Genomic DNA, 26,314 nt, shown 5'->3' on the forward strand with positions numbered 1-26,314 from the left:
ATGGATATAAATGCAAAAAGTCTTTTAGATAAATTAAATATTGAGCATTCACTTACAGTGGATGAATACGAGTACTTGCTTAATCATGTTGATGATGAGCTTATGGAGGCGGCAGCAGAGTATGCCAGAGCTTATCAGGATAAATATTATGGCAATAAAGTTTTTACTCGTGGACTTATAGAGTTTACTAATTTCTGTAGGAACAACTGCTATTACTGTGGTATCCGTCGTGAGAATCACAATTGTGAGAGATACCGACTTTCCAAGAAACAGATTTTAGAATGTGCTGACGCAGGATACGAATTAGGTTTTAGAACTATCGTTTTGCAAGGCGGCGAGGATTTCGCATTTTCTGATGAGGACATCTGCGATATCGTTTCTGGTATCAGGGCAGCTCATGAGGACATGGTTGTTACATTGTCTATCGGCGAGCGTTCTAGAGAAAGCTATGAGAAATATTATGAGGCAGGCGCTAGGAGATATCTTCTCAGACATGAGACTGCTAATCCAGCATTATATGCCAAGCTTCATCCGGCAGAGCTTTCTTGGGAAAATAGGATGCGTTGCCTTAGAGACTTAAAAGAAATCGGTTACCAAGTTGGTGCTGGCTTCATGGTAGAGTCTCCTGGTCAGACCAATTATGACTTGGCTATGGATTTGAAATTTATCGAAGAGTTCAAACCAGACATGTGCGGCATTGGACCGTTTATCAGTCATAAGGAGACACCATTTGCCAAGGAGGCTAGTGGAACTTTAAACACAACACTATTTTGTTTATCGCTTATTAGGATTATCTATCCGCAGGTGCTTTTACCTGCCACTACAGCCCTTGGAACTATAGATCCACGTGGTCGTGAGAAGGGCATTCAGGCTGGTGCTAATGTTGTGATGCCTAATCTTTCTCCAGTTAGTGTCAGACGTATGTATACGCTCTATGACAACAAGATTTGTACAGGGGAAGAGGCGGCAGAGTGCAGAGGCTGCCTAGAACAGCGCATGTCTACTATCGGATACGAAATAGTAGTGGATCCCGGCAACCGTGCAGGACTAGTACAATAATTATTAGTAGTTTTTAAATAGCTAGTAGTTATCAAGCTCTTAGGTTTCTCAAGCGAAGCATTTCAGCTGAGCGGAGAAACACTAAGGCTTGATAACGTAACTAGCGTCACATAGAAAGAAGGAAATTATTATGTACAATGTAAAATCATTAAAGGCAGAGGAGTTTATCGATAATCAGGAGATACTTGATACTATTGAGTACGCCGAAGCAAACAAAAACAATTTTGAGTTAATCGAGGAGCTACTTGAGAAGGCTCGCCCAGTTAAGACAGCAGAGGGCTGCGTTTGCAAGGGACTTACTCATAGAGAGGCATCTGTGCTTCTTGCATGTGAGGAGCCAAAATACATCGAGAAGATGTATCAGGTAGCTCAGGAGATTAAGGATGCATTCTATGGAAACAGAATCGTTCTTTTTGCTCCACTTTATCTTTCAAACTATTGTATTAATGGATGCGTATATTGCCCATACCACCTCAAGAACAAGCACATCGGACGTAAGAAGCTTACACAGGAAGAGGTAAAGGCAGAGGTTATCGCACTTCAGGATATGGGCCACAAGAGACTTGCTATCGAGGCAGGTGAGGACCCTGTAAATAACCCAATTGAGTACATCTTAGAGTGCATCAATACCATTTACAGCATTCATCATAAAAATGGTGATATCAGACGTGTAAACGTTAATATCGCAGCAACAACAGTAGAGAACTATCGCAAGCTCAAGGAAGCAGGCATCGGTACATACATCCTCTTCCAGGAGACATACAATAAAAAGAGCTACGAGGAGCTTCACCCAACTGGACCAAAGCATGATTATGCTTACCACACAGAGGCTATGGATAGAGCCATGGAGGGTGGTATCGATGATGTAGGTCTTGGTGTTCTCTTTGGACTTGAAAGCTACAAGTATGAGTTCGCTGGACTCCTTATGCATGCTGAGCATCTTGAGGCAGTTCACGGTGTTGGACCACATACTATTTCAGTTCCACGTGTTAAGCACGCTGACGATATTGATCCAGATGCATTTGACAACTCTATTCCAGATGAGATGTTTACAAAGATTGCAGCCTGCATCAGAATTGCAGTTCCATATACAGGTATGATTATTTCTACTCGTGAGTCAGAGGAAGTACGTCGCAAGATGCTTCAGGTAGGTATTTCTCAGGTATCTGGTGGTAGCCGTACATCAGTAGGTGGCTACACAGAGGAGGAGAGACCTCACGATACAGAGCAGTTTGACGTTTCTGATCAGCGTACACTTGACGAGGTTGTTAAGTGGCTTATGGAGACAGGTCATATTCCTTCATTCTGTACAGCATGCTACAGAGCAGGACGTACAGGTGACAGATTCATGTCACTTTGCAAGACAGGTCAGATTATCAACTGCTGTCATCCAAATGCTCTTATGACTCTTACAGAGTATCTTGTTGACTACGCTTCTGAGGAGACAAAGAAGATTGGCTACAAGATGATTGAAGAGGAATTAAAGAAGATTCCTAAGGAAAATGTTAGAAAGACAGCTGAGGAAAACATCGAGGCTATCAAGAATTCTGACCGCCGTGATTTTAGATTTTAGTCATATAATTGACAAAATTATTTTATATAATATTAATGGCGTGTGACCAAAGAGGTGAAAAATGTCATTGAACAACACACCAAGTGGACAGCGGGTTCACATAGGGTTTTTCGGAATTAGAAATGCTGGTAAATCTTGCATCGTAAATAAAATTACTAATCAGTCGATTTCGTTGGTCTCTGCTCACAAGGGGACCACAACTGACCCGGTTAAAAAGTCAATGGAGCTTCTTCCAATCGGACCGGTTGTTATTATCGATACAGCAGGTTTTGATGACGAAGGAGAGCTTGGCGAGTTACGTAAAAAGAGGTCATATAGAATCCTTGATGAGATGGATATAGTGGTTCTGGTTTTAGATGCCAGAAACAACAGCCTCTCTGAGGAGGAACTTGATTTCGTTAAAATCATTAAAGAGCGCAAGCTTCCATATGTTATTGTTGAGAATCATGTGGATGAGGCTGAGGCTCATGGATACAAAGAATTGCCTGGTGAAAAGCTTGTTTTCACCGATGCTAATTCTGATGATATGACAAAGGTAAAGGAAGCAATAATTGCAGTCCTTCCAAATAAAAAAGAAGCTGTTCCAGTTTCAGATTTAATAGCAGAAAAGAGCACAGTAGTGCTTGTTATTCCAATCGACGAATCGGCACCAAAGGGTAGAATCATTCTCCCACAGCAGTTGATTCTTAGAGATTTGTTAGATCACAAATGCAAAGCTATTTGTTGTCAGCCTAGCGAGCTTTCAGAGACACTAGAAGAAAATGCAAATGTTTCTCTTGTTATTACGGATTCACAGGCATTTATGCAGGTGTCAAAGCTAGTTCCCGAGGATATATATTTAACATCATTCAGTATTCTAATGGCGAGATATAGAGGTAGTCTCGCTACACAGCTTGAGGGTGTGGCAGCCCTTAAGGAATTAGAAGAAGGAGATGTTGTGTTGATTTCAGAGGCCTGTACTCATCACAGGCAGTGCAATGACATCGGCACAGTCAAAATACCTAACTGGATAAGAAATTATACAGGTAAGGCAATTGATTTTGAATTTTCTTCTGGCAATGAGTTCCCAGAGGATTTATCAAAATATAAATTAGTAGTTCATTGCGGCGGATGCATGATTAACGACAACGAAATGAAAAGCCGCGTGAAGCATTGCAAAATGCAAAATATACCAATCGTGAACTACGGTATGGCTATAGCCGAGTTCAACGGTATTTTAGACAGGAGTCTAAAAATAATACATTAACTGGCACATTAAATGTAAAAGGAGAAAAATATGGTTACTTCAGATCAAAGTATTGTAAGATTGAAGCACAGCATTATGGAAGAAGTTTGTAAGCTTGCTTGGAATGGTGAGCTTGATGCTTCTCATAAGGAGCAGGTTTGCTACGAGATTATCCCAGGTCCTAGACCTACTTATCGTTGCTGCGTTTACAAGGAAAGAGAAATCGTTAGACAGCGTGTTATCCTTTCTTGCGCAGAGAATCTTCCAACAAACCCAGATTCAAAGAACGTAGTTCAGGTTATCCAGCCAGCTTGTGATGACTGTTCTATCGCTTCTTACTCAGTTACTGACAACTGCCGTTTCTGTCTTGGAAAGGCTTGTCTCAACTCATGTAAGTTTGGTGCTATTTCACCAGGTGAGAGAAGAATGCACATCGATCCTTCAAAGTGTAAGGAATGTGGTATGTGTGCTAAGGAATGTCCTTATCAGGCAATCGTTCACCTTGAGAGACCTTGTAAGAAGGCTTGTCCAGTAGGTGCTATTTCTTATGATGAGTGGGGACACTGTGTAATCGATGATGAGAAGTGTATCTCATGTGGTCACTGTATCCACAGCTGTCCATTCGGTGCTATCGGTTCAAAGACTTACCTTGTTCACATTATCAAGGCAATCCTTGAGGGCAAGAAGGTTATCGCTATGTGTGCACCAGCTACAGAGGGACAGTTCGGTGAGGACATCTCAATGGCAGCAGTTAAGGCTGCATGCAAGAAGATTGGTTTCACAGACATGATCGAGGTTGGTCTCGGTGGAGATATGACAGCTGCTTATGAGTCAGCTGAATGGTCTGAGGCTAAAAAGGAAGGACATCAGATGACAACATCTTGCTGTCCAGCATTTATCAATATGCTTAGAAAGCACTTCCCAGAGCAGTTCGAGAATAATATGTCTTCTACTGTTTCTCCAATGTGTGCTATTTCTAGATACGTTAAGGCTACAATGGGCGAGGATACAGTTACAGTATTCGTTGGACCATGTATCGCTAAGAAGTCTGAGGCTGCTGATGAGACAGTTCCAGGAAATGCAGATTATGTTATCACTTATGGTGAGCTTCGTGCACTTATGCGTTCTAAGGGTGTAGAGTTCGAGCCAGTAGAGGAGACATATCAGGAGTCTTCTACATTTGGTAAGCACTTTGCTTCTTCAGGTGGTGTTGCTAAGGCTGTTATCGAGTGCATGCAGGAGCGTGGCGAGAATACAGATGATATCAAGCTTATGCAGTGTGCAGGTGGTGCTGAGTGTAAGAAAGCACTTATGTTACTTAAGAGCGGCAAACTTGACGCTGACTTCGTAGAAGGTATGATTTGCGAAGGTGGTTGCGTTGGTGGACCTTCTAAGCACAAGGCAGAGCGTGAGATTCTTAAGGCTAGAACAGGTCTTATCGGAAAGGCTGATGGACGTAAGATTCTTGCAAACCTTGAAAACTATCCAATGGATAAGTTCTCTATGTATAGAGATGGACATAGAGATTAAGCAACATTAAAAGGCCTCATTTGAGGCCTTTTTTATTTGTGTAAAATATCACATGAAAAAGTAAAAAATAGACATCCATTTTAGTTAAAATGTGGTAATATATAGAGAGTGTTAAAAAATAAACACACTAGGTGGGGACCTATTCACTCTGCAGCGGAAACAGAGTTTATATATAGGAATTTTTACAATGTAATAAGGAGGGGAAAGTAATGGTAACATTAGCGACAGCATTGATTTGCTTACCATTTCTTTGGGCGATTTTTCCTGCGCTGATTCACAATTCAAAGTGCAGAGCTTTTTTCGTCTATCTAGGCTGTGGAATCGTTATGGTTCTATCAGTTATTACAGCTGTTCAGTGGTATCTTGCTGGAGGCGAGACGCTGAATTTTAGATTGCCATATCAAGAGATATTTGGTTATATTTTTTTGGTTGGCGATATTCTATTGATGTTTTTTATCACATATCTTTCATTCAAGTATAAAAAGAGAATAATATCTGTTCTTACGATAGTATCAACAGTTGTTCCATCGGTTTTGGAAATGTTTGGCCCAAAGCTAAAGGATACATACACTATGAGATTTGATTGGATTACACTTATCATGGTTTTGATAATCGGAGTAATCGGATCATTAATCGGTGTTTATGCAGTTGGATACATGCATGGATATCATATCCATCACCATAAGGAACTTAAGGATAGACGTAGTTTCTTTTTATCAATGATATTTGTTTTCTTTGGGGCAATGTTTGGTCTTGTATTTTCCGCAAATCTTTTGGGACTTTACTTCTTCTGGGAAATCACATCAGTTACATCATTCCTTTTGATAGGTTATACACGAACTGAAGAGGCTATTAACAATTCCTTTAAGGCATTGTGGATGAACCTTTTAGGTGGTTGTGGCTTGGCTGTTGCAATTTCTGTAGGTATTCTTTGGTTTAACACAGCAAACCTTTTCGAGATAATCAAGCTTGCTGAATACAATCCTACAGATATGAAATATTTGCTTCCAATTGCAATGCTTGCTTTCGCAGCGCTTACAAAGTCAGCTCAGTTCCCATTTTCAGGATGGCTTCTTGGTGCCATGGTTGCGCCTACACCTTCATCAGCACTTTTACATAGTGCAACAATGGTAAAGGCTGGAGTGTATTTGCTAATTAGATTGTCCACAGCTATGGCTGACAATTATGTAGGAAATATGGTTGCATTGATAGGCGGATTTACATTCCTTGCAGCATCTTGCCTAGCTATTTCTGTTACAGATGGTAAAAAGGTACTTGCTTATTCCACAATCTCAAACCTAGGCCTTATAGTTGCATGTGCCGGTTGTGGATATGAGGAAACAATTTGGGCAGCAGTATTCCTTGTAATTTTCCATGCAGTTTCAAAATCTATGCTTTTCCAGTGTGTTGGTGCAATTGAAAACACAACAGGTAGCCGTGATGTAGAGGATATGCAGGGACTTATGTCAATTTTCCCTAAGCTTGCTTTGATCCTCATGATTGGTATTGCTGGAATGTTCCTTGCTCCATTTGGAATGCTTATTTCAAAATGGGCAGCACTAAAAGCATTTATTGATACAGAGTCAGTTTATGTTTCTACACTTATGGTATTGTTCATTTGCTTTGGTTCTGCAACAACAATGTTCTACTGGACAAAGTGGATGTCAAAGATACTTGGACCTTCACCAAGAGAGAAATCAAGAGATTTAACAAAGAGAAACGAGTACATTTCAATGTTCTTCCATGCAATACTTATGGTGGCATTGATCCTTGGATTCCCATGGATTTCTACAAATGTATTAAAGCCTCTTTCAAGAGAAATGTTTGGAATAGTTCTTCAGGTAATTTCCAAGGAGAACATTATTATCATGATAGTGTTGTTGGTTGGTATATTTGTTATTCCATATATCAATTACCTAATGACAAAGAATGTTAAATATAAAAAGGTGCTTACTTACATGGGCGGCGCAAATGCCGGTGATAACATGAACTTTGTTTCAGCTACAGGTGAGGCAAAGGAAATGCATGTGGCAAACTTCTATATGGAAGATATCATGGGAGAGAAGAGGCTTTTCACTCCAGCTATCATGATTTCCACCTTCATTATTATTGTTTATGAAATAATCGTAATAGGAGGTGCATTCTAATGGAATTAAGTACTAGATTAATATTTGCAGGCTGCTACATTTTGTTTGCACCGCTTGTTATTGGTTTATTGGATGGTTTTGATCGCAAGATTTCAGCACGTATGCAGGGACGAAAGGGGCCATCAGTGCTCCAGCCATTCTATGACTTAAAGAAATTATTCGAGAAGGAATTCTTAAGTGCTAACATTATGCAATTGTTTATGATTCGTTCATACCTTTGCTTCATCTTACTTTCAGGAATTCTGTTCTTTGCAGGCTTTGATTTGTTGCTTGTTGTATTTGCACTTTCAACTTCTGCAATGTTTTTGATATTAGCATCTACAACAACACATTCTCCATTTAGTTCCCAAGGAACACATAGAGAGTTAGTTCAAATTATGGCATGTGAGCCTATGGAGCTTTTGGTAGCCGTTGGATTTTATTTAGCAACAAAGCCAAAAACATTTGTTGTTTCAAATATTATCGTTAATAGCAATTGGTCAAATATTGTATTCCTACCAGGCTTCTTTATTGGCTTTGTATTTATCCTGACAATCAAATTTAGAAAGTCACCATTTGATATTTCTACCTCACACCACGCACACCAAGAGGTTGTAAAGGGTGTGACAGCTGAGATGGTTGGTAAAGAATATGCAATGGTTACACTTGCTGAGTGGTACGAGAATGCCATTCTTTATGGAATAGTAGCAATGTTCTTCCTTAACAAGAATCCACTTTCTATCATAGGCGCAATCGTTGCAATCCTTGCAGTATGGTTTTTGGAAATTGTCATCGACAATACATCTGCCAGAGTTAAATGGCAGTTGATGTTGAAAATGGCATGGGGCGTAACAATAGTGTCAGCAGGCATGAATTTATTCTTGCTAGAGATTATTCGTGGTTAGGAGGAAGTTGAAATGAGTAAGATACATAAATCGCCATGGCTACTCCACTACGATGGAAGTAGCTGCAATGGCTGCGATATAGAGGTGTTGGCTTGCACCACTCCAGTATATGACGTTGAACGCTTTGGAGTAATCAACACAGGTAACCCAATGCATGCTGATATCTTCTTAATTACTGGCGGTATCAATTCACAGAATGAGGCGGTAGTTAAACAGATATATGAGCAGATGCCACAGCCAAAGGTTGTTATAGCAGTTGGCACATGTGCTTGCACAGGTGGTATTTTCAAGGAATGCTACAACATTAAGGGCGGCGCTGATACAGTGATTCCTGTTGACATATATGTACCAGGATGTGCAGCTAGACCAGAGTCAATTATTGATGGTGTAGTAAAGGGCATTGGTTTATTCAAAGAAAAGGCAGCAAAGCTTGAAGCAGGAGAATATGACACTGTACAAGCAGGCGAGGCTAGACAGTAGGAGGATAACATGCAAGAGATTAAAAAGGATTTATATTTAATTGATAAGGCAGAGCTCCTTACCGTCATTATGGAAAAAAAGAATGCTCTTTGGAGACTTTGCCAAATATGCTGCTCTTACCCAAAGGCAGAGAATCATTACGAGGTTACATATTCATTTGCTAATGGATATGATCTTGTAAATTATAGACTTATAGCTGAAAGAGATGAGGAGGTTCCTTCTATCTCACGTGTATATAAATCTGCCATTTATTATGAGAACGAAATGCACGAGCTATGGGGACTTAATGTAGATAATATTAAGGTGGATTTACATGACAAACTATATCGTATAGACGTAGAGACACCATTTTTAGAGAAGGAGGGCGAGTAAGATGGGAAACAGAAGTATTGTGCCTTATGGCCCACAGCATCCAGTCCTTCCTGAACCAATTCATCTGGACTTAGTTTTAGAGGATGAGAAGGTACTAGCTGCAATTCCTTCTATTGGATTTATTCACAGGGGTCTTGAAAGCCTTACAAGCAAAAAAGATTTTAACGAGATGGTATATGTTGCGGAACGTATATGCGGTATTTGCTCATTCATGCATGGTATGGGATACTGCATGGCACTAGAGGACATAATGAATGTTGAGGTGCCTCGTAGAGCAGACTACCTTAGAACAATTTGGGCAGAAATGAGTAGAATTCATTCTCATTTATTATGGCTTGGATTGTTGGCTGATGGTTTTGGATTTGAGTCACTATTCATGCACTCATGGAGACTTCGTGAGAAAATCCTAGATATGTTTGAAGCATCTACAGGTGGTCGTGTTATTTTCTCGGTAAATACAATAGGTGGTGTTTTAAAGGATATGCCTGCAGACATGCTAGCTGATTTTGTAAAGCAGCTAGATGAAATGGAAAAAGAAATCCGTGATATGACAGACATATTTATGCAGGACTACACTGTAAAGAGTCGTTTGGTTGATATTGGTATTATCTCAGGTGAGGATGCCATTAGACGTGGAGCTGTTGGTCCAATGATGCGTGCATCTGGAATCAATGTGGATATGAGAAAGAATGGCTACGCTGCTTATAACGACTTGGATTTTGAAGTCATCACATCAACTAAATGTGATTCTTACGCAAGATGTGAGGTTCGTATAGGAGAAATATTCCAGTCAATTGATATTATTAGACAATGCGTTGCCAAAATACCAGATACAGAGATTAATACAAAGGTAACTGGAATGCCAAATGGTGAGTCTATTATTCGACTTGAGCAGCCAAGAGGCGAGGCATTCTATCATGTTAGAGCAAACGGAACTAAGTTCCTTGACAGATTTAGAGTCCGCACACCTACCTTTGCTAATATTCCTGCTCTTACACAGACATTGCAGGGATGCCAATATGGTGATGTGCCACTTTTGGTGCTAACAATCGATCCATGTATTAGTTGTACTGAGAGGTAACTTTTTTACATGGTAAAAATGTTACCCACAGCACAGCCATCCCCGGAGGGGATTATTAATGCTGTGCTTTCCCGTATAGGGATTGATAAAAGGTAGTTATATGAGGCGGTAGACATCAAGCTCATAGATATCTCAAGTGAGACATTTTAGTCGAACGGAGATATCTATGGCTTGTAGACGTAACCGCTGGAGTAAGGAGAAAATTATGGGAAGTATATTACCATTTACAAAACAAGTTTTTAAGAACCTTTTCTCAGCGCCGGCAACCACTCAGTATCCATTTGTTCCAAAGGAGTATCCGGAGCGTACTAGGGGTCATGTTGATATTAATAAAGACCAGTGCATCTTATGTGGTATGTGTATGCGCAGCTGTCCACCGGGGGCTATCAAGGTGGATAGAGCAGGAAAAACATGGACAATCAATCGTTTTGATTGTATCCAGTGTGGATATTGCACAGAGAAATGCCCTAAGAAGTGCTTGTCTATTACACCAGGCTATCAAGAGCCTGGCCCAGAAAAATATAGTTATACTGTTGAGGTTCCTTATGAACCACCAAAGCCAGCTGCAAAGCCTGCTGGTGCAACAGCTACAGGTAATTAAAACAATATGATACAAAAAATTATTATCAAGGGCCTAGTCCAAGGAATTGGATTTAGGCCCTTTGTTGCAAAAATAGCAGACCAATTAAATATAGAAGGTTGGGTTAGAAACACTGGTGGAATAGTTACTGTCCTGGCAAAGGGTGATGAAAAAGTGCTAGGAGAGTTTTTGAATAGAATCAAAACTCAAGTTCCAACTGGTGGTTTTATTACTAATGTAGAAATAGTAAATATAGACAACCTATTTGAAATAGAAAAATGCGAATCCTTTAACGAACCAAAAGTATTACAGAGAATAAAGGACGTTGAAAATAAAATTTTAACAGATAATATAAATGGATTTCACATTATAGAATCCGACAAGGATAGTGCAGAGAATCTCCCGCTGATTCCTGCAGATATTGCAACTTGTCCTAAGTGTCAGGCGGAGCTGTTGGATTCTAAAAACAGAAGGTATATGCATCCATTTATTAGCTGTACAGTATGTGGCCCTCGTTATTCAATTATAGAAAAATTGCCTTACGATAGAGACACCATCACTATGGGTGATTTTGAAATGTGTTCTCAGTGCAAAAGTGAATACGAGGGTAAGGTGGACAGACGCAGACATGCTCAAACCATAGCCTGTCATGATTGTGGGCCAAAGCTTGAATTTACGCGGATTGACAGCATTACTGATGAGCCTGATGTGGATGGAGAAGTGGATTTTGCAGGAAATCTTGCAAAAAATGGTGTTCACAGAAAGTTCACAAGTGAAATTTCAGACAATGTTAGCATGCTCCAAAATGATAATTTAGACATTAATTATGATAATGTTGTCGGAATAATTAAGGCTAAAGATGTAATTGTCAGAGGTGGAGTGGTTGCTGTTAAAGATATAGGTGGTTATCATTTGGTTTGTGATCCATTCAATGAAAAGGCAGTAGCGGCCCTTAGAAAGCTAAAGCATCGTGAGGAAAAAGCTTTTGCTGTAATGTTCAAGGATGTAGAGGAAATTCGACGATACGGTATCGTAAATACGGATGAAGAAAAGCTTCTGAACTCGAGTGCTCGACCAATAGTGTTGATTCAAAGAAGAAATGATATATCTAGTGATAAAACACCAACACTTGCAGGCAATGTGTGCCTTACAAGTCCTTTTATAGGTGCAATGTTACCTTGTAATCCTCTGCAGATTATGCTTGTAAATGAATGTGGTCCTTTGATTATGACAAGCGGAAATGCCAGCGGTGATGTGCTGGAAATCAATAATGAGAAAATGGCGGAATGGCTAGAGACAAGAGTTGCCTCTGGAGAATTTGATGATGTTCCAATAGCTATGCTAAGTCATGACCGAAGAATTCTTAGACCTATGGATGATTCTGTAATGAAGGTGGTTAGAGGTCGCCAGCAGTTTATCAGAAGAGGTAGAGGACATGTGCCTAATCCTATGGCGGTGGATATTAGGAATGAAATTTTTGCAGCAGGTGGAGATTTAAAGTCTACATTTTGTTATGTGAAAAATGGCCTCGCCTATATTAGCCAGCATTTAGGGGATTTGGAAAGTGTCAGCTGCCAGAAATTCTACAAGGATGAGCAGAAGGCTATGAAGGAAATATTCGGATTTAATCCTACCCAAATAGCGGCAGATAAGCATCCTGGATATTTCAGTAGTAGACAAGCACAAACTCAGAAGGGAACCAAATTTTATCAACACCATAAAGCCCATGTGGCAGCTGTTATTGCGGAGCATCATATTAAAGGTCAAGTGCTTGGCTTTGCCTTTGACGGCACAGGCTATGGGGATGATGAAACAATTTGGGGCGGTGAAGTCTTTAAATGGGATGGAGTGTCTAGGATGGATAGAGTGGCTCATCTAAAGCCTGTAAAGTTAATTGGCGGAGATGAAGGAGCTAAAAATTGCGATACGATTCTAGCTGCAATGCTTTATGATAAGGGCATCGACTATAAAGCTTTGGACAGTAGTGAGATGGCTATTATAAAGGCTGCTCTTGATAATAATATAAACACAGTCACATCTAGTTCCATGGGACGCTTGTTTGACGCAGCTGCGGCATTGCTTGATATATGCCACTACAATACCTATGAAGGCCAGGCTCCTGTAGAGCTTGAGAATATTGCCTATTCAACAAATGAATACATCCCTCTTGCAATTGCAGAAGATGGAGATACTAAAGAACTATTTAGAGATATCGTAAATACGGAAATTTACTATAATAAGAAATCTGATACAAATTGGAAGGAAATACAGGCGAAGCTTGCCAGAGGTTTTATATACGCAGTATCAGACTATATATGTGCAGTGTCAAAGAAACATAATATTAATCAGATTGTTTTATCAGGTGGAACTTTTTTAAATAGAATTCTACTTGAAAGGACAATAGATATTTTGGAAAAGGATGGATTCACAGTATACATAGCAAATGAACTTCCAGCGGGAGACGGGGGATTATGCTTAGGTCAAGCCTTTTTGGCTGGCGTAGATAGTGATAATTAATCTACTCAGCTTCAATGCTTTTAACTATAAAGTCAGTGCAACGGTTTAATTTTAGATTGTAGCTACCGCACTTTGGACAGACGTCCTTGAATTGATGGCGAGTAAAATCAGCGCCACAATCCTTGCAGTGAACAAATGATTCCTTGACGGTGGCGTCTACCTTCACGCCGGCAAGAGCAGTGCCATCGCTCATAACCTGCAAATATTCTTCAATTATTTCTGGAACGTAATCGCATTGGTCTCCGATTAACAAGTGGATTTTATTAACATGGCTGACGCCAGAAGCGTCAGCCTGTTTTTTTACTAAATTATATACATATTCTGTAACAGCTAATTCGTGCATGACTTCTCCCATATAATAAATACTATGGACATAATTATACACTATTTGTAGCTCTAAATACTACCTTGTTACGGCCTGTTTCCTTGGCTTCGTAAAGAGCTGAATCAACAAGAGTAAATAGATTTCTTTTATCGAGACAGTTGTATTTGTTGATGGTAATAACACCAACGCTGATGGTAACCTTTTTAACAGGTGCAAATGATGTACTTTCCACAGATTTGCGAATTGTCTCAGCCAAATCTATGGCTTCTTTCTTTGTTACACCAGGCATAATGCCAATAAACTCCTCGCCGCCCCAACGAGCAATAATAGCTTCCTTTGGAATGGACTCATTGATACTCTTTACTACGCCCTTTATGACTTCATCACCTATATCATGACCATAGATATCATTGACCTTTTTGAAGTGGTCAATATCAAACATAACCATGGCCATATTCCCACTTTCATCCAATTCCTCATATTTTTTATCAAACCAATAATCGAAGGCATCTCTATTAAATAGATGAGTTAGCTGGTCATGACTGGCCATTTCAAATAGCTGCATCACATTGTCGTTTAAATCAGCAGTTGTATGCTCCAAGAAGTTAATTAAACGGTCATTAAGTGGTACAACAGTGGTGGAAGGATTAATGTCGTTATCAATTATTGGCTTAACCTTGTTTTCTGATTTTGCATTTCCTTCTCGAAGCCCAACAGATATAAATGTTCCATTTAGCAATCCGGCGCCTTCTTCGTTGTACAGGATTTCGGCGAATCCACAGCTCCAAGTAGAGTTGGCATTAACCTGGTCAAAATAAGAAAATTCCTTATCTGCCAATTGATCACCCATGAGAGTCCTTCGACTCATACATGCATAAATAAGAATAGCTTCTGGAACAAAATCCACCAGTTTATTTGCAGATTTCAATGTTCCTGCAAGCAAGTATTTTTCCTTGGCATAGGCAAGGGAGGCCTTTGTACCAGTAGGAATATTCATGGCAAATTGCAAATCGTTGTTAGTGTAATTTAAAGCAACACGACCAATGATTTTATTATCCTTCTTATATACAAATGGAAAGGCAGAAGTATTTTCAAAGAAATATTCATTTGCTTCTACTCCTAAATATTTTCTATAAATATTAAATGCAGGCTGATTATCAATTTCTTTTACAATGCCATCTGGTGTGCTTGATGTGATTGTGAATTGTCGTCCTAATGGCTTCCAGCCCAAGTCGTGATGTATTTCTATATTTAATTCCTTACCATACAGTGCAACTGCAACAATTCCTCTGTCAAAAATTTTATCGTTAAGGAAAACAAGTGATAAATCCTTTGAAAGGGCAGAGGTACCAGCAATAGCACCAAAAATTGGTACATCTGGATAATGATCACTTATCTCATCTATAAATCCCTGAGGCGAAAGGGTTAAATCAGAAGACATCATGATAATACCTTTCAAATCAGATATACATGACAATTGGGTGCAAAATTCTCTACCTGCCTCTGAAGGAGTTATATCATGGCAGTCATAGCCCTGAACTAGGTAATTGCTTTTTTCAAAAAGAAGTAACGAAACAACAGGAAACTTGGCACTGTGTGTATCTGGAGTAAGTGCACAGTGGGAGGTCATTCCAAATATTGTAAGGTCCTGGAAAAATTCTTGAGCAAATGACAAGCCATATTGGATATAAGCAATATCTCCACTAGGCTCCACTGCTTGAAGGAGAGGAACATAGCCAGGATTTTGCTCTATATAAGCTTTAATTTGCGCAGCAAATGATTCTACTACTTCTGCTCTATCTAATACGATTCTATACTGTTTCATAAACACCTCTTATAAAAAATAGCGGCACTTTTACACGTATAACAAATTACAACAATAAGACGTAAAAATAATGAAGAAATAATGTACAAATTTTGAAAAAATAGGGTCATAACAAAAGCCTTAGTGATATAATGAAAAAGCTTGAAATAGAACGGAAATGGGAGAAGTAAAATGTGTGTTGCAATACCGGGATTAGTTAAAAAATTAAAAGATGGCAAGGTTACTGTAGATTTTAATGGAAATGAAGTTGAAGCCTATGCCGGACTTGTTAAAGTAAAGGAAGGGGATTACGCTCTTGTTCATGCAGGCTGTGTTATACAGACTTTGAAAAAGGATGAGGCGGAAGAAATAATTGAGCTGATGGGAGGCCTGGAAGGGTAATGGAATTCTCACAGCTTGTTGATTATTTGAGAAATTATGATGGTCCTAAAATCAGGTTAATGGAGGTATGTGGTAGTCATACGCATGCAATATCAGAGCATGGCATTAGAGATATATTATCGCCTAACATTGAGCTACTGTCGGGGCCTGGGTGTCCAGTCTGCGTTACTCCTACAGCTTATGTGGACAAGCTCATAGAGCTTAGCTTAATAAATGGTACAACGGTAGTTACTTTTGGAGATTTGCTTAGAGTGCCAGGCTCCAAGGAGAGTCTCAATGAGGCAAAGGGCAGAGGCGGTTCAGTGGAGATGGTATATTCTCCAATGGATGTACTTGATTTGGCTAAGAGGCATCCGGATAGAAATTTTGTTTTTGCAGCAGTAGGATTTGAAACTACTGCACCTATTTACACACTACTACTGGATAATGTTTTATCTAAGGGACTCAAGAATATACAGATTTTGACAGCCTTGAAAACAATGCCAGGTGCTATTGGATTCCTATGTGAAAACGGAGCTAATATAGACGGCTTCATCGCACCTGGACATGTAAGTGCTGTAACAGGAGCCCAGTATTTTGATGAGCTGGCCAGCAAATATAAGATTCCCTTTGCAGTATCTGGATTTGCTGCCAAGGAGCTTATAATTGCCATATACGGCCTGATTCAAATGGTTCTTAACAAGGATTACAGTGTAAAGAATTTCTACACCTCGGTTGTGGACAATGAAAAAAATCCTATCATAGAGAAACAATTAGCCAAATACTTTGAACCAGCTGATGTTGCATGGAGAGGAATGGGGATTATTGAAAACTCTGGCTTAATATTAAAGGAAGAATATGCACAGTTTGATGCAGGAAGCATTGGACTTGATGTGGATAACAAGAAAAATAAAGCTTGCCGTTGTGGAGATATCCTTATGGGCAAAGCAAAACCAGAAGATTGTCCACTATTTAAAAAGGCATGCAGCCCTATGACACCACAGGGGGCTTGCATGGTATCAGAAGAAGGAAGTTGTTTTAACGCATGGAGAAGATAATTATGGAGCACGGCTCAGGTGGTCGTGCAACTGGAGAATTAATTAGAGAAATATTTGAAAGTCAGTTCAATAGTGATGTGCTCTCAGAAATGGAGGATGCAGCAGTCATCCCAGGAGAAGCCACCATTGCTATGACTACAGACAGCTTTGTAGTAACACCACTTGAATTTCCAGGTGGAGACATTGGCAGACTATGCATCTGCGGAACCGTCAATGATTTATGTATGCGAGGGGCTATACCTAAATACATCACCTGTGGATTTATTTTGGAAGAAGGTGCTGAGGTAGAAACTCTCAGACGCATAGTAAAATCAATGGCTGAAACCGCCAACGAAGCTGGTGTAAAAATAGTTGCTGGTGACACCAAAGTCATCGAAGGCAATGGAGGAATCTACATCAATACCGCTGGAGTAGGCTTTGTACCAAAGGGTGTAGACATCAAAGCCAAAAACGCAGCCCCAGATGATGTGATCATCGTATCAGGCAATGTAGGTGACCATCATGCCACCATCCTCAGCCAGCGAATGGGCATCAAAAACACAATCCAAAGCGACAATGCACCACTACAGGAAATGGTTGGCAAACTCGTAGCAAGCCACATTCCCGTTCATGTCCTCAGAGACGTTACACGTGGCGGCCTTGCCACGGTACTAAAAGAACTTGCCCTATCTAGCAGCCTTAGATTTGACATCCACTCTGACAAACTACCAATCGACCTACAAGTCAAATCCTTTTGCAAACTACTAGGACTTGACCCACTATACATGGGCAACGAAGGCAAATTAGTTGCAATCCTACCAAAGCAGTACGCTGACGATGCACTAGCCATCATCAAGTCCTGCAACTACGGCGCCAACGCCTGCATAATTGGCTCCGTCAACCAACCTACCGACGAAATCGAAACTGGAGCCCTCATCATGCACACCGAAATTGGAGGCAAACGTTTCCTTGACATCCTTCAAGGCGAAGGCCTGCCACGTATATGTTAAAGCGTCTATCCAGGGTGTCCACCCATTAACCTGGCGCCCCGGCCACAACCATACACTATTGTAAACTACTGTGCCCCTGCCGACCTCGCCCCGCCCGCCCCTGTCCATAACACCTCGCAAGAATATTTTGTTTCCCTAATATGCAAAGAATCGCATCTTTATTGGCATGTGTCTTTCTCATGTCTGCACAATTTTGAAAAAAGTATTTTATGGGCGGACACAACTAACTAAACTAGTGCAACTCAGGCTCAGGGGGAATTGGGTGATTTGGGAGTGCGCTTAGAAAATTAAAAGCAGGATTATCAATATATTGGCATGCGCCGCTAGGACGGCGGCGCAAGTGCGACACGCGACACGATGTCGTATAAAGCACGGTGCCAATATATGATAATCCTGCTTTTTAAATTTTCTTAGCAAACGTACTATGAACCCAATTTCCCCTTGAGACCTGAGTTGTACCAATTTAAAAAACTAATATGTCCGCCCAACGAAAATACATTTTTCAAAATAGTTCATCCATAGAAAGACACATGCGGATGCTCCCTTTTGCATATTGGGAAACTACAATATTCGCGAAATTGTGTTATGGACAGGGGCGGGCGGGGCGAGGCCGGCAGGGGCACATATAGAAGCTGGAAAGGTTGTGGCCGGGGCATTGGGGGCATGTAAGTGGACACCCTGGATAGAAACATGTTAACAGAACTTTCATATTTTATTTAGTGGTGGTTGTGCTATAATAAACGTAAACACATCCAAATATAAACGTTAAGTAGTTAGGAGGATGCTTTTGGGAAAGACAGTTTTAATAGTTGACGACTCCAAGTTTATGAGAGCTGTCGTTAGAGGCGAAGTCGAAAGAAATGGTTGTACGGTTATTGCTGAGGCAGATTGTAGCGATGGAGCAGTAGAGAAATATAAACAGTACAAACCTGATATAGTTACAATGGACATAACAATGACGGTTGACGGTCACACTGTGGGACGTAGTTCAAACGGAATTGACGCCATTAAACAGATTAAAGAATATGATCCGGATGCAAAAATTCTTGTGGTTAGTGCAATGGGACAAAAGTGTTATGTAATTGAGGCTATTGAGGCGGGAGCCAAGGATTTCGTTATTAAGCCATTTGACGAGGCTAGATTCGCAGAGGCGTTAGCACACTTCAAATGAAAACTCAATAATGAACAAAAAGGACTGGTAACAGTCCTTTTTGATTGTATACAATGGAAACTTTTATGTTATTTTGAATAACGATATGATAGATTGTGCAAAATTGGACAAAGTAAAAAGACCGAATAATCGGTCTTTTTGAGGGGAGTATAAATAATTAATAAGGGTATGACAAGGAAACTCCTCGCCACGTCTCCGATTATAATATAGAATAATAGTGAATGCAATAAAAATAATTTCATGTGCATAAATAGGTGCAAGCCGCGCCTGTAATTGACACTATTCTTTCCAAAGGCTAAGATAATTTTATGTTAAAAACTTATACTATTAGTTGCCCATGCCATTTTGGTTTAGAGGCACCATTAAAAAGAGAAATCTATGATTTAGGATACGAAATTACTGAGGTTACTGATGGACGAGTAACCTTTACTGGTGATGCGGAGGCTATTTGTCGTGCAAATATTAATTTGCGTACCGCAGAGCGTGTCCTTGTTGAGGTGGGTAGATTTAGAGCTACTACCTTCGAAGAACTATTCCAGGGAATCAAATCACTTAATTGGGAGGATTATATTCCTGAGAATGGTAGATTTTGGGTTACTAAGGCTACTTCTGTAAAGAGTAAGCTTTTCTCCCTTACTGATATTCAGTCTATTGCTAAAAAGGCAATGGTTGAAAGAATGAAGAAATATTATGATACCCAGTGGTTCAAGGAGGATGGTTCTGACTATCCTGTTAGGATTTTCCTTATGAACGATAATGTTATCGTTACACTTGATTCTACAGGTACACCTCTTCATAAGAGAGGATATAGGACTTATACCAGCAAGGCTCCTTTGTCTGAGACAATGGCAGCTGCTTTGATTCAGTTGACACCTTGGCATCCAGATAGAATTCTTGTGGATCCATTCTGTGGTTCTGGTACATTTCTTATTGAGGCTGCTATGATGGCGGCTCATATTGCACCTGGTCTTAATAGAGAGTTTACTTCTATGGACTGGGATAACCTCATTCCACAAAAGCTTTGGAAGGATTGCTTCGATGAAGCTAGAGATGAGGTGGATACATCTGTAAAGTGTGATTTGCAGGGTTATGATATTAATCCTGATATGGTTAAAATTGCCCGTCTTAATGCAAAGCAGGCAGGCGTGGATCATATGATTCATTTTCAAACTAGAGATGTGGGGGCTCTTAGTCACCCAAAGAAATTTGGATTTATTCTCACTAACCCACCATATGGCGAGCGACTTGAGGAGAAAAAGGATTTGCCAGAAATTTATGGTAAATTAGGTGAGGCGTACAAGAATCTGGATAGTTGGTCAATGTATGTTATCACTAGCTATGAGGATGCTCCAAAATCTATAGGAAGAAAAGCAGATAAAAATCGCAAAATATATAATGGAATGATAAAGACATATTTTTATCAGTTCCTTGGACCTAAGCCAAAGAAGAAGGACTAGCTAGATGAAATTTTCCAAGAGATTTTTGGTGTTTGCTCTGATTATAGCAATCACTTTGTTTGGAAAAATTAATAACTGGAATGACAGATATGCGGCAGTAGAAACATTCCGAGGTGCAGCACTTAAAGAAGAAGTGCTGTATCCTCTTATGTCCAAAAATCTTAATGATGCTGGTCAGCTAAAAATATTCATTAATGACCAGCTTTATTCTAATTCTCAGGCCTATGCAATTCTAGACGACGGCCTTAATCCTGTTGGATCCCTTGATTTTATTAAAACTGAATTTAAGGGCTCTGCTTTTATGTGCGACGAAGGCAGTGCTATTGTTCAAATCAAAAATGATTTCTATGAATTCCTAGAAGGCAACATAACCGCTACAGAAAATGGTGATGAAATTGAGCTGCTTGTGGCTCCATCTGTAAAGAATGGAGAAATGTATGTGGGACTAGAGGATTTGTGCAATATTTTTGGTTATAAGTATAGCTATGATAAGGACACATATACTGTAAATATCAAAATAGATAAGCTTGCAGGCTTGCCAGATACCTATGATTTGAGAGAGCTTGATAGAGTTAGCAGCATACGTAATCAGGGCTCTACATCTACTTGTTGGGCTTGTGCATCACTTGAGGCTCTAGAGTCTTCCATGCTGCCTTCTCAGCAGTATACCTTTTCTGTAGATTCCATGATTCAGGACAATTCCTTTGATTTGACAGAGGAGGACGGTGGTGAGTATACCATCGCTTTGGCATATTTGCTTTCTTGGCAGGGACCAAAGCTTCAGACATCTAATGATACAACAGATATTCTTGCAGATTTTACAAATCAGGTAGAGGAGCCTACCGTTCACTTACAATCAGCTCAGTTTTATGATTCTGAAAATCTTGATGACATTAAGTGGGCTGTGTTTAGATACGGTGGTGTTTCGACCTCTATTTACGCTAGCGTTTCCACATCAAATTTAAATGGTTCTAGCAGCTACAATAACAAAACTAATTCATACTGCTATAGAGGCAATGCTAAACCTAATCATGACGTGGTTATTATAGGTTGGGATGACAATTATTCTGCCAAAAACTTTAGTGAGCATGTTCCTGGTGATGGAGCATTTATTTGCCAAAATAGCTGGGGCAGTGGCTTTGGCGAGGACGGAGTATTTTACATTTCTTACTATGATTCTAACATTGGCAATCAGGCAGTTTCTTATATCGATGTGGATACTAACAATACCTACAACTACATTTACCAAAGTGATTTATGTGGTTGGGTTGGACAGATTGGCTACAGCAAGGAATGGGCATACGGAGCCAATACATTCACAGCTGATGCAGATCAACAGATAGAGGCAGCAGGCTTTTATGCTTTAGGTAAAAATACTAGCTACAGGTTATATTTTGTGTCAAACTATGAGAATACTGGTAGTCTTTCAGAGAAAGAATTGGTGGCTTCAGGGGAGTTGAACCAGGCTGGTTACTACACTATCAAATTCAATTCGGCTAAAACTGTTTCGAAGGGGGAAAACTTCGCAATAGTTTTATACATAAACACAGCAGATACTTTAAGACCATTGGCAGTGGAATATGCAGCGGATAATATGACATTTGCAGTGGACTTGGAGGATGGCAAGGGATTTATTAGCAACAATGGACTTGAGTGGGAATGCGTAGAAGATGTTGCATCAGCCAACCTTTGTATCAAGGCATATGCCAATAATGTTGTGGAGGTGTTTGAGTAAAACTCACAAAGGGGTAGACGGAGAGTAATGGAACAAAAGGTTATGGGGATTTTTACTGCCATAATTGTGGCGGTAGCTATTTTAATGAGCTGTCTTTTGATTTACGTTCCCAACATGCATATTATTGCGCTTAGAATTGAGGACAGCAGAATGATGGGTGGAAGGATATCTATTATGGATATGCTTACTGCCAGTGATGAGGAATTAATGAATGATGACCCAGAAACTAGAGAGAGTATTCTAAAGGGACATCAAATCAGATTGACACTGCCTAATAATGTTACAAGTGCCGCAGTTTCAATAGATAATAACTATGTTGAAAGAACAATCAACATAAATATAAATGGTATTGGAAAGGATTATTTCCAAGAATTTCCTATCAGAGGAAACTCAGAGAATATTTTGGATGTTACCTATGCAAGTGAAAATCTTGTAGGCTCCATATCTATAGTTTTAGATGATGTTTTCGAAGTGGCATTAACTTCTGAGGACGAATATATTTATCTTGATTTTGTTGACCCTCATGAAATATATGATTACGTAGTGGCCATCGATGCCGGTCATGGTGGAAACGTACCAGGTGCCACTAAAATGGGCGTAAACGAAAAGGATATTGATTTGGATATAGTTCTTGAACTGAAAAAGATATTTGAGAGTTCAGGAAAAAATATCGGTGTATATTATACAAGGACTGATGATAGCAATCCTTCATTTGCAAATCGAGTGGGACTTGCTAATGATTTGGACGCGGATTTATTTATCTCCATTCATAATAACTCTACAGCATCTGGACGAATGTCATCTATTAGTGGTACAGAGGTTATGTATGAAGGTGGTGATTCAACGGGCGAGTCAAAAGCGCTGGCTGAGATTTGCCTAGACCATTTACTTGATGACCTTGGAACTAAATCAAAAGGTGTCGTAGTAGGTGATGAGGTATATATTATTCGAATGTCTGAGGTACCTGTGGCACTGATAGAAGTTGGATTTATGACTAATGAACAGGAACTTAAAAACCTGACTGATCCAGATTATCAGCACGATGCAGCCCAGGCAATATATGATGCAATTTTGGAATATTTAAATAAAAAGGCTAGTGGGACATAGGTCGATTACTGGCGGAATGGAGTTATATGAAGACAAAAATTATTTTTGCAACAGGCAATGCCAACAAGATGCGTGAGATTTGCGAGATCCTTGGTGAGGAAAACTATGACATCCAGTCAATGAAGGAAGCTAACATTGATGTGGATATTGTGGAAAATGGTACCACCTTTGAGGAAAACTCGTTGATAAAGGCTCGTGCAATTTCAGCATTAGCAAAGGATGCAATTGTACTTGCTGATGATAGCGGATTAGAGATAGATGCATTGAATAAAGAGCCAGGCATTTATTCTGCCAGATACATGGGAGAGGATACCTCTTACGATATCAAAAATGCAAATCTTATTGAAAGATTAGATGGCGTAGAAAAGCAGGACAGAAGTGCAAGATTCGTATGCGCTGTTTCAGCTGTTTTCCCAGATGGCAAGGAGTCAGTTGTCAGAGGCACAATTGAAGGATACATCGGTTGGGAGCCAATGGGAACAAATGGATTTGGCTATGACCCAATTTTCTATTTATGGGACAAGGATGTTAGTACAGCTAGCATTTCCCCAGAAGAGAAAAATGCAATTAGCCACAGAGGGCAAGCCCTTAGAATGATAAAGGAAGAAATAATTAAACATGAAAATATTAGTTGTTAGTGATACTCATGGAAAGTCTGAAAACCTTAGAGATGCAATAGAAATTGAAAAGCCAGACCGCATATATCATCTCGGAGATGGCCAGGGTGTAGAAGACAATATTTGGATGATGTCTCAGGCTCCTGTGGAGTGTGTCTGCGGTAATTGCGACTGGGGCACACCACTTCAAAATGAAATTGTATTAGAGGTTGGAAAGCATGTAATATTTTTAACTCATGGTCATTACTATGGTGTTAACTATGGCTATGAGCAAATAGCAGATGCGGCTAGAGCAAAGGGCTGTGACGTTGTTTTATATGGCCACACCCATGTTCCAACTATTGATCATTATGGTGATCTCGTTATTGCAAATCCAGGAAGCATATCTTATCCAAGACAAAATAGTCGAGAACACACTTATATGACAATTTTGGTAGATAATGAAGGTGAGTTTAAATATGACTTACATTCATTAGAGGAATACGATAGAACACATGGAAATTAAAATTGTTATTGAAGGCTCAGAGCCACAGAAGGAATACGTTCTTTTAAATTCAGAACCAATCACCTTTGTAGAGGTAATGAAGCAGCTTGGGATTAGTTTTTACAGACCTTGCGGGGGCATTGGCAAATGCTTGAGCTGCGCAGTCAGATTTGTTTACGGTGCTCCTGAAATTACCCATGATGATGAGCGCGCCCTTGATTTTTCGGAAATGAGAAATGGGTGGCGCTTAGGCTGCAAAAGCCTAATTACAAAGGATTGCAAAATCCAGGTACCAGCCTCTTTGGTATCAGAAATAGTTTCTCCAGAAATCCAGGACATAGACAATGAATTGCCTGTGGATAAAACAAATATAGCAATCGCTGTCGACATCGGAACCACAACAATCGCAGTTGCTGTGGTTGATTTGCGTACAGGAAAAATTCTCCGCCAAGTCAATGCAACTAACAGCCAGGCCAAATTCGGTGCCGATGTTATGACCAGAATCAAGGCTGCCATAGATGGACACTCCCAAGAATTAATGGACAGTGTACAGTCCGACCTAGTCCAGGTGGGAAACAAAATTATTGGTGAGAATTTCCAAGCTCACAGAATTGTATTTTCGGCAAATACAACTATGACACATCTATTTCTCAAATACCCTGTGGATGGAATGGCTACATTCCCATTTGTGCCATACAACACAGACAGTATCAGCTTTGTAACTAACTACAAGGATGTATTTTTCATGCCTGCAATTTCTGCCTTTATTGGAGGAGACATAGTATCAGGTCTATACTACATAAAAAAGAAAAAGAATGACGAACCATTCATACTGGCAGACCTTGGAACAAATGCAGAGCTTGTACTTTATGATGGAGAAAAATACTGGTGCACATCAGCCTCAGCAGGACCTGCCCTTGAAGGTGCAAATCTCAGCTGTGGAGTGGCATCCATTCGCGGTGCCATTAACCATGTTCAAATCACACCAGACAAAGTAAAATTCACCACCATCGGAGGTGAAAAAACAATCGGAATCTGCGGCAGTGGAATCATAGACTTAATATTTGAACTATTCCGCAACGGAATCATAGACGACGGCGGCCTACTACAGGACCAATACGCAGAAACTGGCTACCCAGTAACCGAAAACATCACCATAACAGGAGAAGACATCCAGCAGGTACTTTTAGCCAAATCTGCAATATACTCAGCCATTATACTTCTCATCAAAGAAGCCAAAATGGACATGGATGACGTAAAGCATCTTTACGTATCCGGAGGACTAGGAGCTTCCATAGGAGTATGGTCCGCAGCAGGCATCAACATATTCCCTAAAGATCTCATCCAAAAATTTGAATCCGTAGGCAACTCATCTCTCCTTGGTGACATCGCCTACATCCAGGAGCCCGACCAAGAAACCCTAACCGCAATCAAAGAAAACTCCCAAATCGTATACATGGCCGGCAACCCCGAATTCGAAGAGCTCTTCCTAGAAAACTTAAGGCTCTAGGCAACTGCTCACAGCGAATCCCGCGGTAAGGCCCCTGTGCTTGCCACCACATACATAGTCATCAGGCCCCGCCAGGCATCCCTGCCACCCCGGTAGGTAATACAATTTTCGCGAATATTTCAGTTTTTCAATATGCAAAAGAGAGCATCCTGCATGTGTCTTTCTATGGATGAACTATTTTGAAAAATGTATTTTTGTTGGGCGGACATTTTAGTAAGTTCTAATTGG

The 26,314-nt window shown here is 40.1% G+C and carries 23 protein-coding genes; 21 read left to right on the forward strand and 2 right to left on the reverse strand.

Annotation, left to right across the window (positions count from 1 at the left end; all coding sequences use genetic code 11):
* From hydE to E7276_RS09455, 11 genes are all read left to right on the forward strand, one after another.
* Window positions 1–1,059 (forward strand): [FeFe] hydrogenase H-cluster radical SAM maturase HydE, encoded by a 1,059-nt coding sequence (gene hydE / locus E7276_RS09405; RefSeq protein ID WP_294216722.1) that lies wholly within the window; start codon window positions 1–3, stop codon window positions 1,057–1,059.
* Between the two features lie 130 nt (window positions 1,060–1,189).
* Window positions 1,190–2,632, forward strand: coding sequence for a [FeFe] hydrogenase H-cluster radical SAM maturase HydG (gene hydG / locus E7276_RS09410; protein WP_294216725.1), 1,443 nt, complete (start codon window positions 1,190–1,192; stop codon window positions 2,630–2,632).
* Between the two features lie 61 nt (window positions 2,633–2,693).
* The gene (gene hydF, locus E7276_RS09415) at window positions 2,694–3,878 is read left to right on the forward strand and encodes a [FeFe] hydrogenase H-cluster maturation GTPase HydF (protein ID WP_294216727.1); all 1,185 of its coding nucleotides are present in this window, start codon (window positions 2,694–2,696) and stop codon (window positions 3,876–3,878) included.
* Between the two features lie 30 nt (window positions 3,879–3,908).
* A complete protein-coding gene (locus E7276_RS09420; RefSeq protein ID WP_294216729.1) occupies window positions 3,909–5,387 on the forward strand; it encodes a 4Fe-4S dicluster domain-containing protein in 1,479 nt (492 codons plus the stop codon).
* Window positions 5,388–5,596: 209 nt separating this feature from the next.
* Window positions 5,597–7,534 carry an NADH-quinone oxidoreductase subunit 5 family protein gene (locus E7276_RS09425; protein WP_294216732.1) on the forward strand — a complete coding sequence of 646 codons (1,938 nt, stop codon included), beginning with the start codon at window positions 5,597–5,599 and terminating at the stop codon, window positions 7,532–7,534.
* Window positions 7,534–8,418 (forward strand): NADH-quinone oxidoreductase subunit H, encoded by an 885-nt coding sequence (locus E7276_RS09430; RefSeq protein ID WP_294216734.1) that lies wholly within the window; start codon window positions 7,534–7,536, stop codon window positions 8,416–8,418. The genes E7276_RS09425 and E7276_RS09430 overlap by 1 nt, the downstream gene beginning before the upstream one ends.
* Window positions 8,419–8,430: 12 nt before the next feature.
* Complete coding sequence (locus E7276_RS09435) at window positions 8,431–8,898, forward strand: NADH-quinone oxidoreductase subunit B family protein (RefSeq protein WP_294216736.1); 468 nt, start codon at window positions 8,431–8,433, stop codon at window positions 8,896–8,898.
* A 9-nt stretch (window positions 8,899–8,907) separates the two neighbouring features.
* On the forward strand, window positions 8,908–9,270 hold the full coding sequence (locus tag E7276_RS09440) for an NADH-quinone oxidoreductase subunit C (protein WP_294216739.1): 363 nt from the start codon (window positions 8,908–8,910) through the stop codon (window positions 9,268–9,270).
* A gap of 1 nt (window position 9,271) precedes the next feature.
* Entirely contained in the window at window positions 9,272–10,351 is a 1,080-nt protein-coding gene (locus E7276_RS09445; protein ID WP_294216741.1) for a hydrogenase large subunit, read from the forward strand.
* 205 nt (window positions 10,352–10,556) lie between these two features.
* Window positions 10,557–10,952, forward strand: coding sequence for a 4Fe-4S dicluster domain-containing protein (locus E7276_RS09450; RefSeq protein ID WP_294216744.1), 396 nt, complete (start codon window positions 10,557–10,559; stop codon window positions 10,950–10,952).
* Window positions 10,953–10,958: 6 nt separating this feature from the next.
* Window positions 10,959–13,448 (forward strand): carbamoyltransferase HypF, encoded by a 2,490-nt coding sequence (locus E7276_RS09455; RefSeq protein ID WP_294216746.1) that lies wholly within the window; start codon window positions 10,959–10,961, stop codon window positions 13,446–13,448.
* 1 nt (window position 13,449) lies between these two features.
* On the opposite strand, the gene E7276_RS09460 is transcribed toward E7276_RS09455, so the two are convergent.
* Together E7276_RS09460 and E7276_RS09465 are read right to left on the reverse strand one after the other, a co-directional pair.
* Window positions 13,450–13,791 carry a hydrogenase maturation nickel metallochaperone HypA/HybF gene (locus E7276_RS09460; protein ID WP_294216749.1) on the reverse strand — a complete coding sequence of 114 codons (342 nt, stop codon included), beginning with the start codon at window positions 13,789–13,791 and terminating at the stop codon, window positions 13,450–13,452.
* 34 nt (window positions 13,792–13,825) lie between these two features.
* Entirely contained in the window at window positions 13,826–15,598 is a 1,773-nt protein-coding gene (locus E7276_RS09465; protein WP_294216751.1) for a sensor domain-containing diguanylate cyclase, read from the reverse strand.
* Window positions 15,599–15,769: 171 nt separating this feature from the next.
* Here E7276_RS09465 and E7276_RS09470 point away from each other — a divergent pair, with 171 nt between their 5' ends.
* From E7276_RS09470 to E7276_RS09515, 10 genes are all read left to right on the forward strand, one after another.
* On the forward strand, window positions 15,770–15,979 hold the full coding sequence (locus E7276_RS09470) for a HypC/HybG/HupF family hydrogenase formation chaperone (RefSeq protein ID WP_294216754.1): 210 nt from the start codon (window positions 15,770–15,772) through the stop codon (window positions 15,977–15,979).
* Complete coding sequence (gene hypD / locus E7276_RS09475) at window positions 15,979–17,016, forward strand: hydrogenase formation protein HypD (protein ID WP_294216756.1); 1,038 nt, start codon at window positions 15,979–15,981, stop codon at window positions 17,014–17,016. The genes E7276_RS09470 and hypD overlap by 1 nt, the downstream gene beginning before the upstream one ends.
* The gene (hypE, locus tag E7276_RS09480; protein WP_294216760.1) at window positions 17,004–18,005 is read left to right on the forward strand and encodes a hydrogenase expression/formation protein HypE; all 1,002 of its coding nucleotides are present in this window, start codon (window positions 17,004–17,006) and stop codon (window positions 18,003–18,005) included. Before hypD ends, hypE begins: the two co-directional genes overlap by 13 nt.
* Window positions 18,006–18,792: 787 nt before the next feature.
* Window positions 18,793–19,176 carry a response regulator gene (locus tag E7276_RS09485; protein ID WP_294216763.1) on the forward strand — a complete coding sequence of 128 codons (384 nt, stop codon included), beginning with the start codon at window positions 18,793–18,795 and terminating at the stop codon, window positions 19,174–19,176.
* 308 nt (window positions 19,177–19,484) lie between these two features.
* Window positions 19,485–20,633 carry a THUMP domain-containing class I SAM-dependent RNA methyltransferase gene (locus E7276_RS09490; protein WP_294216765.1) on the forward strand — a complete coding sequence of 383 codons (1,149 nt, stop codon included), beginning with the start codon at window positions 19,485–19,487 and terminating at the stop codon, window positions 20,631–20,633.
* A gap of 4 nt (window positions 20,634–20,637) precedes the next feature.
* On the forward strand, window positions 20,638–22,368 hold the full coding sequence (locus E7276_RS09495) for a lectin like domain-containing protein (protein ID WP_294216766.1): 1,731 nt from the start codon (window positions 20,638–20,640) through the stop codon (window positions 22,366–22,368).
* A 27-nt stretch (window positions 22,369–22,395) separates the two neighbouring features.
* Complete coding sequence (locus tag E7276_RS09500) at window positions 22,396–23,475, forward strand: N-acetylmuramoyl-L-alanine amidase family protein (RefSeq protein ID WP_294216768.1); 1,080 nt, start codon at window positions 22,396–22,398, stop codon at window positions 23,473–23,475.
* Window positions 23,476–23,501: 26 nt separating this feature from the next.
* Complete coding sequence (rdgB, locus tag E7276_RS09505) at window positions 23,502–24,113, forward strand: RdgB/HAM1 family non-canonical purine NTP pyrophosphatase (protein ID WP_294216771.1); 612 nt, start codon at window positions 23,502–23,504, stop codon at window positions 24,111–24,113.
* Window positions 24,094–24,597 (forward strand): metallophosphoesterase family protein, encoded by a 504-nt coding sequence (locus E7276_RS09510; RefSeq protein WP_294216773.1) that lies wholly within the window; start codon window positions 24,094–24,096, stop codon window positions 24,595–24,597. Before rdgB ends, E7276_RS09510 begins: the two co-directional genes overlap by 20 nt.
* Window positions 24,587–26,086 carry an ASKHA domain-containing protein gene (locus tag E7276_RS09515; protein ID WP_294216776.1) on the forward strand — a complete coding sequence of 500 codons (1,500 nt, stop codon included), beginning with the start codon at window positions 24,587–24,589 and terminating at the stop codon, window positions 26,084–26,086. The genes E7276_RS09510 and E7276_RS09515 overlap by 11 nt, the downstream gene beginning before the upstream one ends.
* The last annotated feature ends 228 nt before the right edge of the window (window positions 26,087–26,314 follow it).

This window comes from Pseudobutyrivibrio sp. (assembly GCF_015057185.1).
Lineage (GTDB): Bacteria > Bacillota > Clostridia > Lachnospirales > Lachnospiraceae > Pseudobutyrivibrio.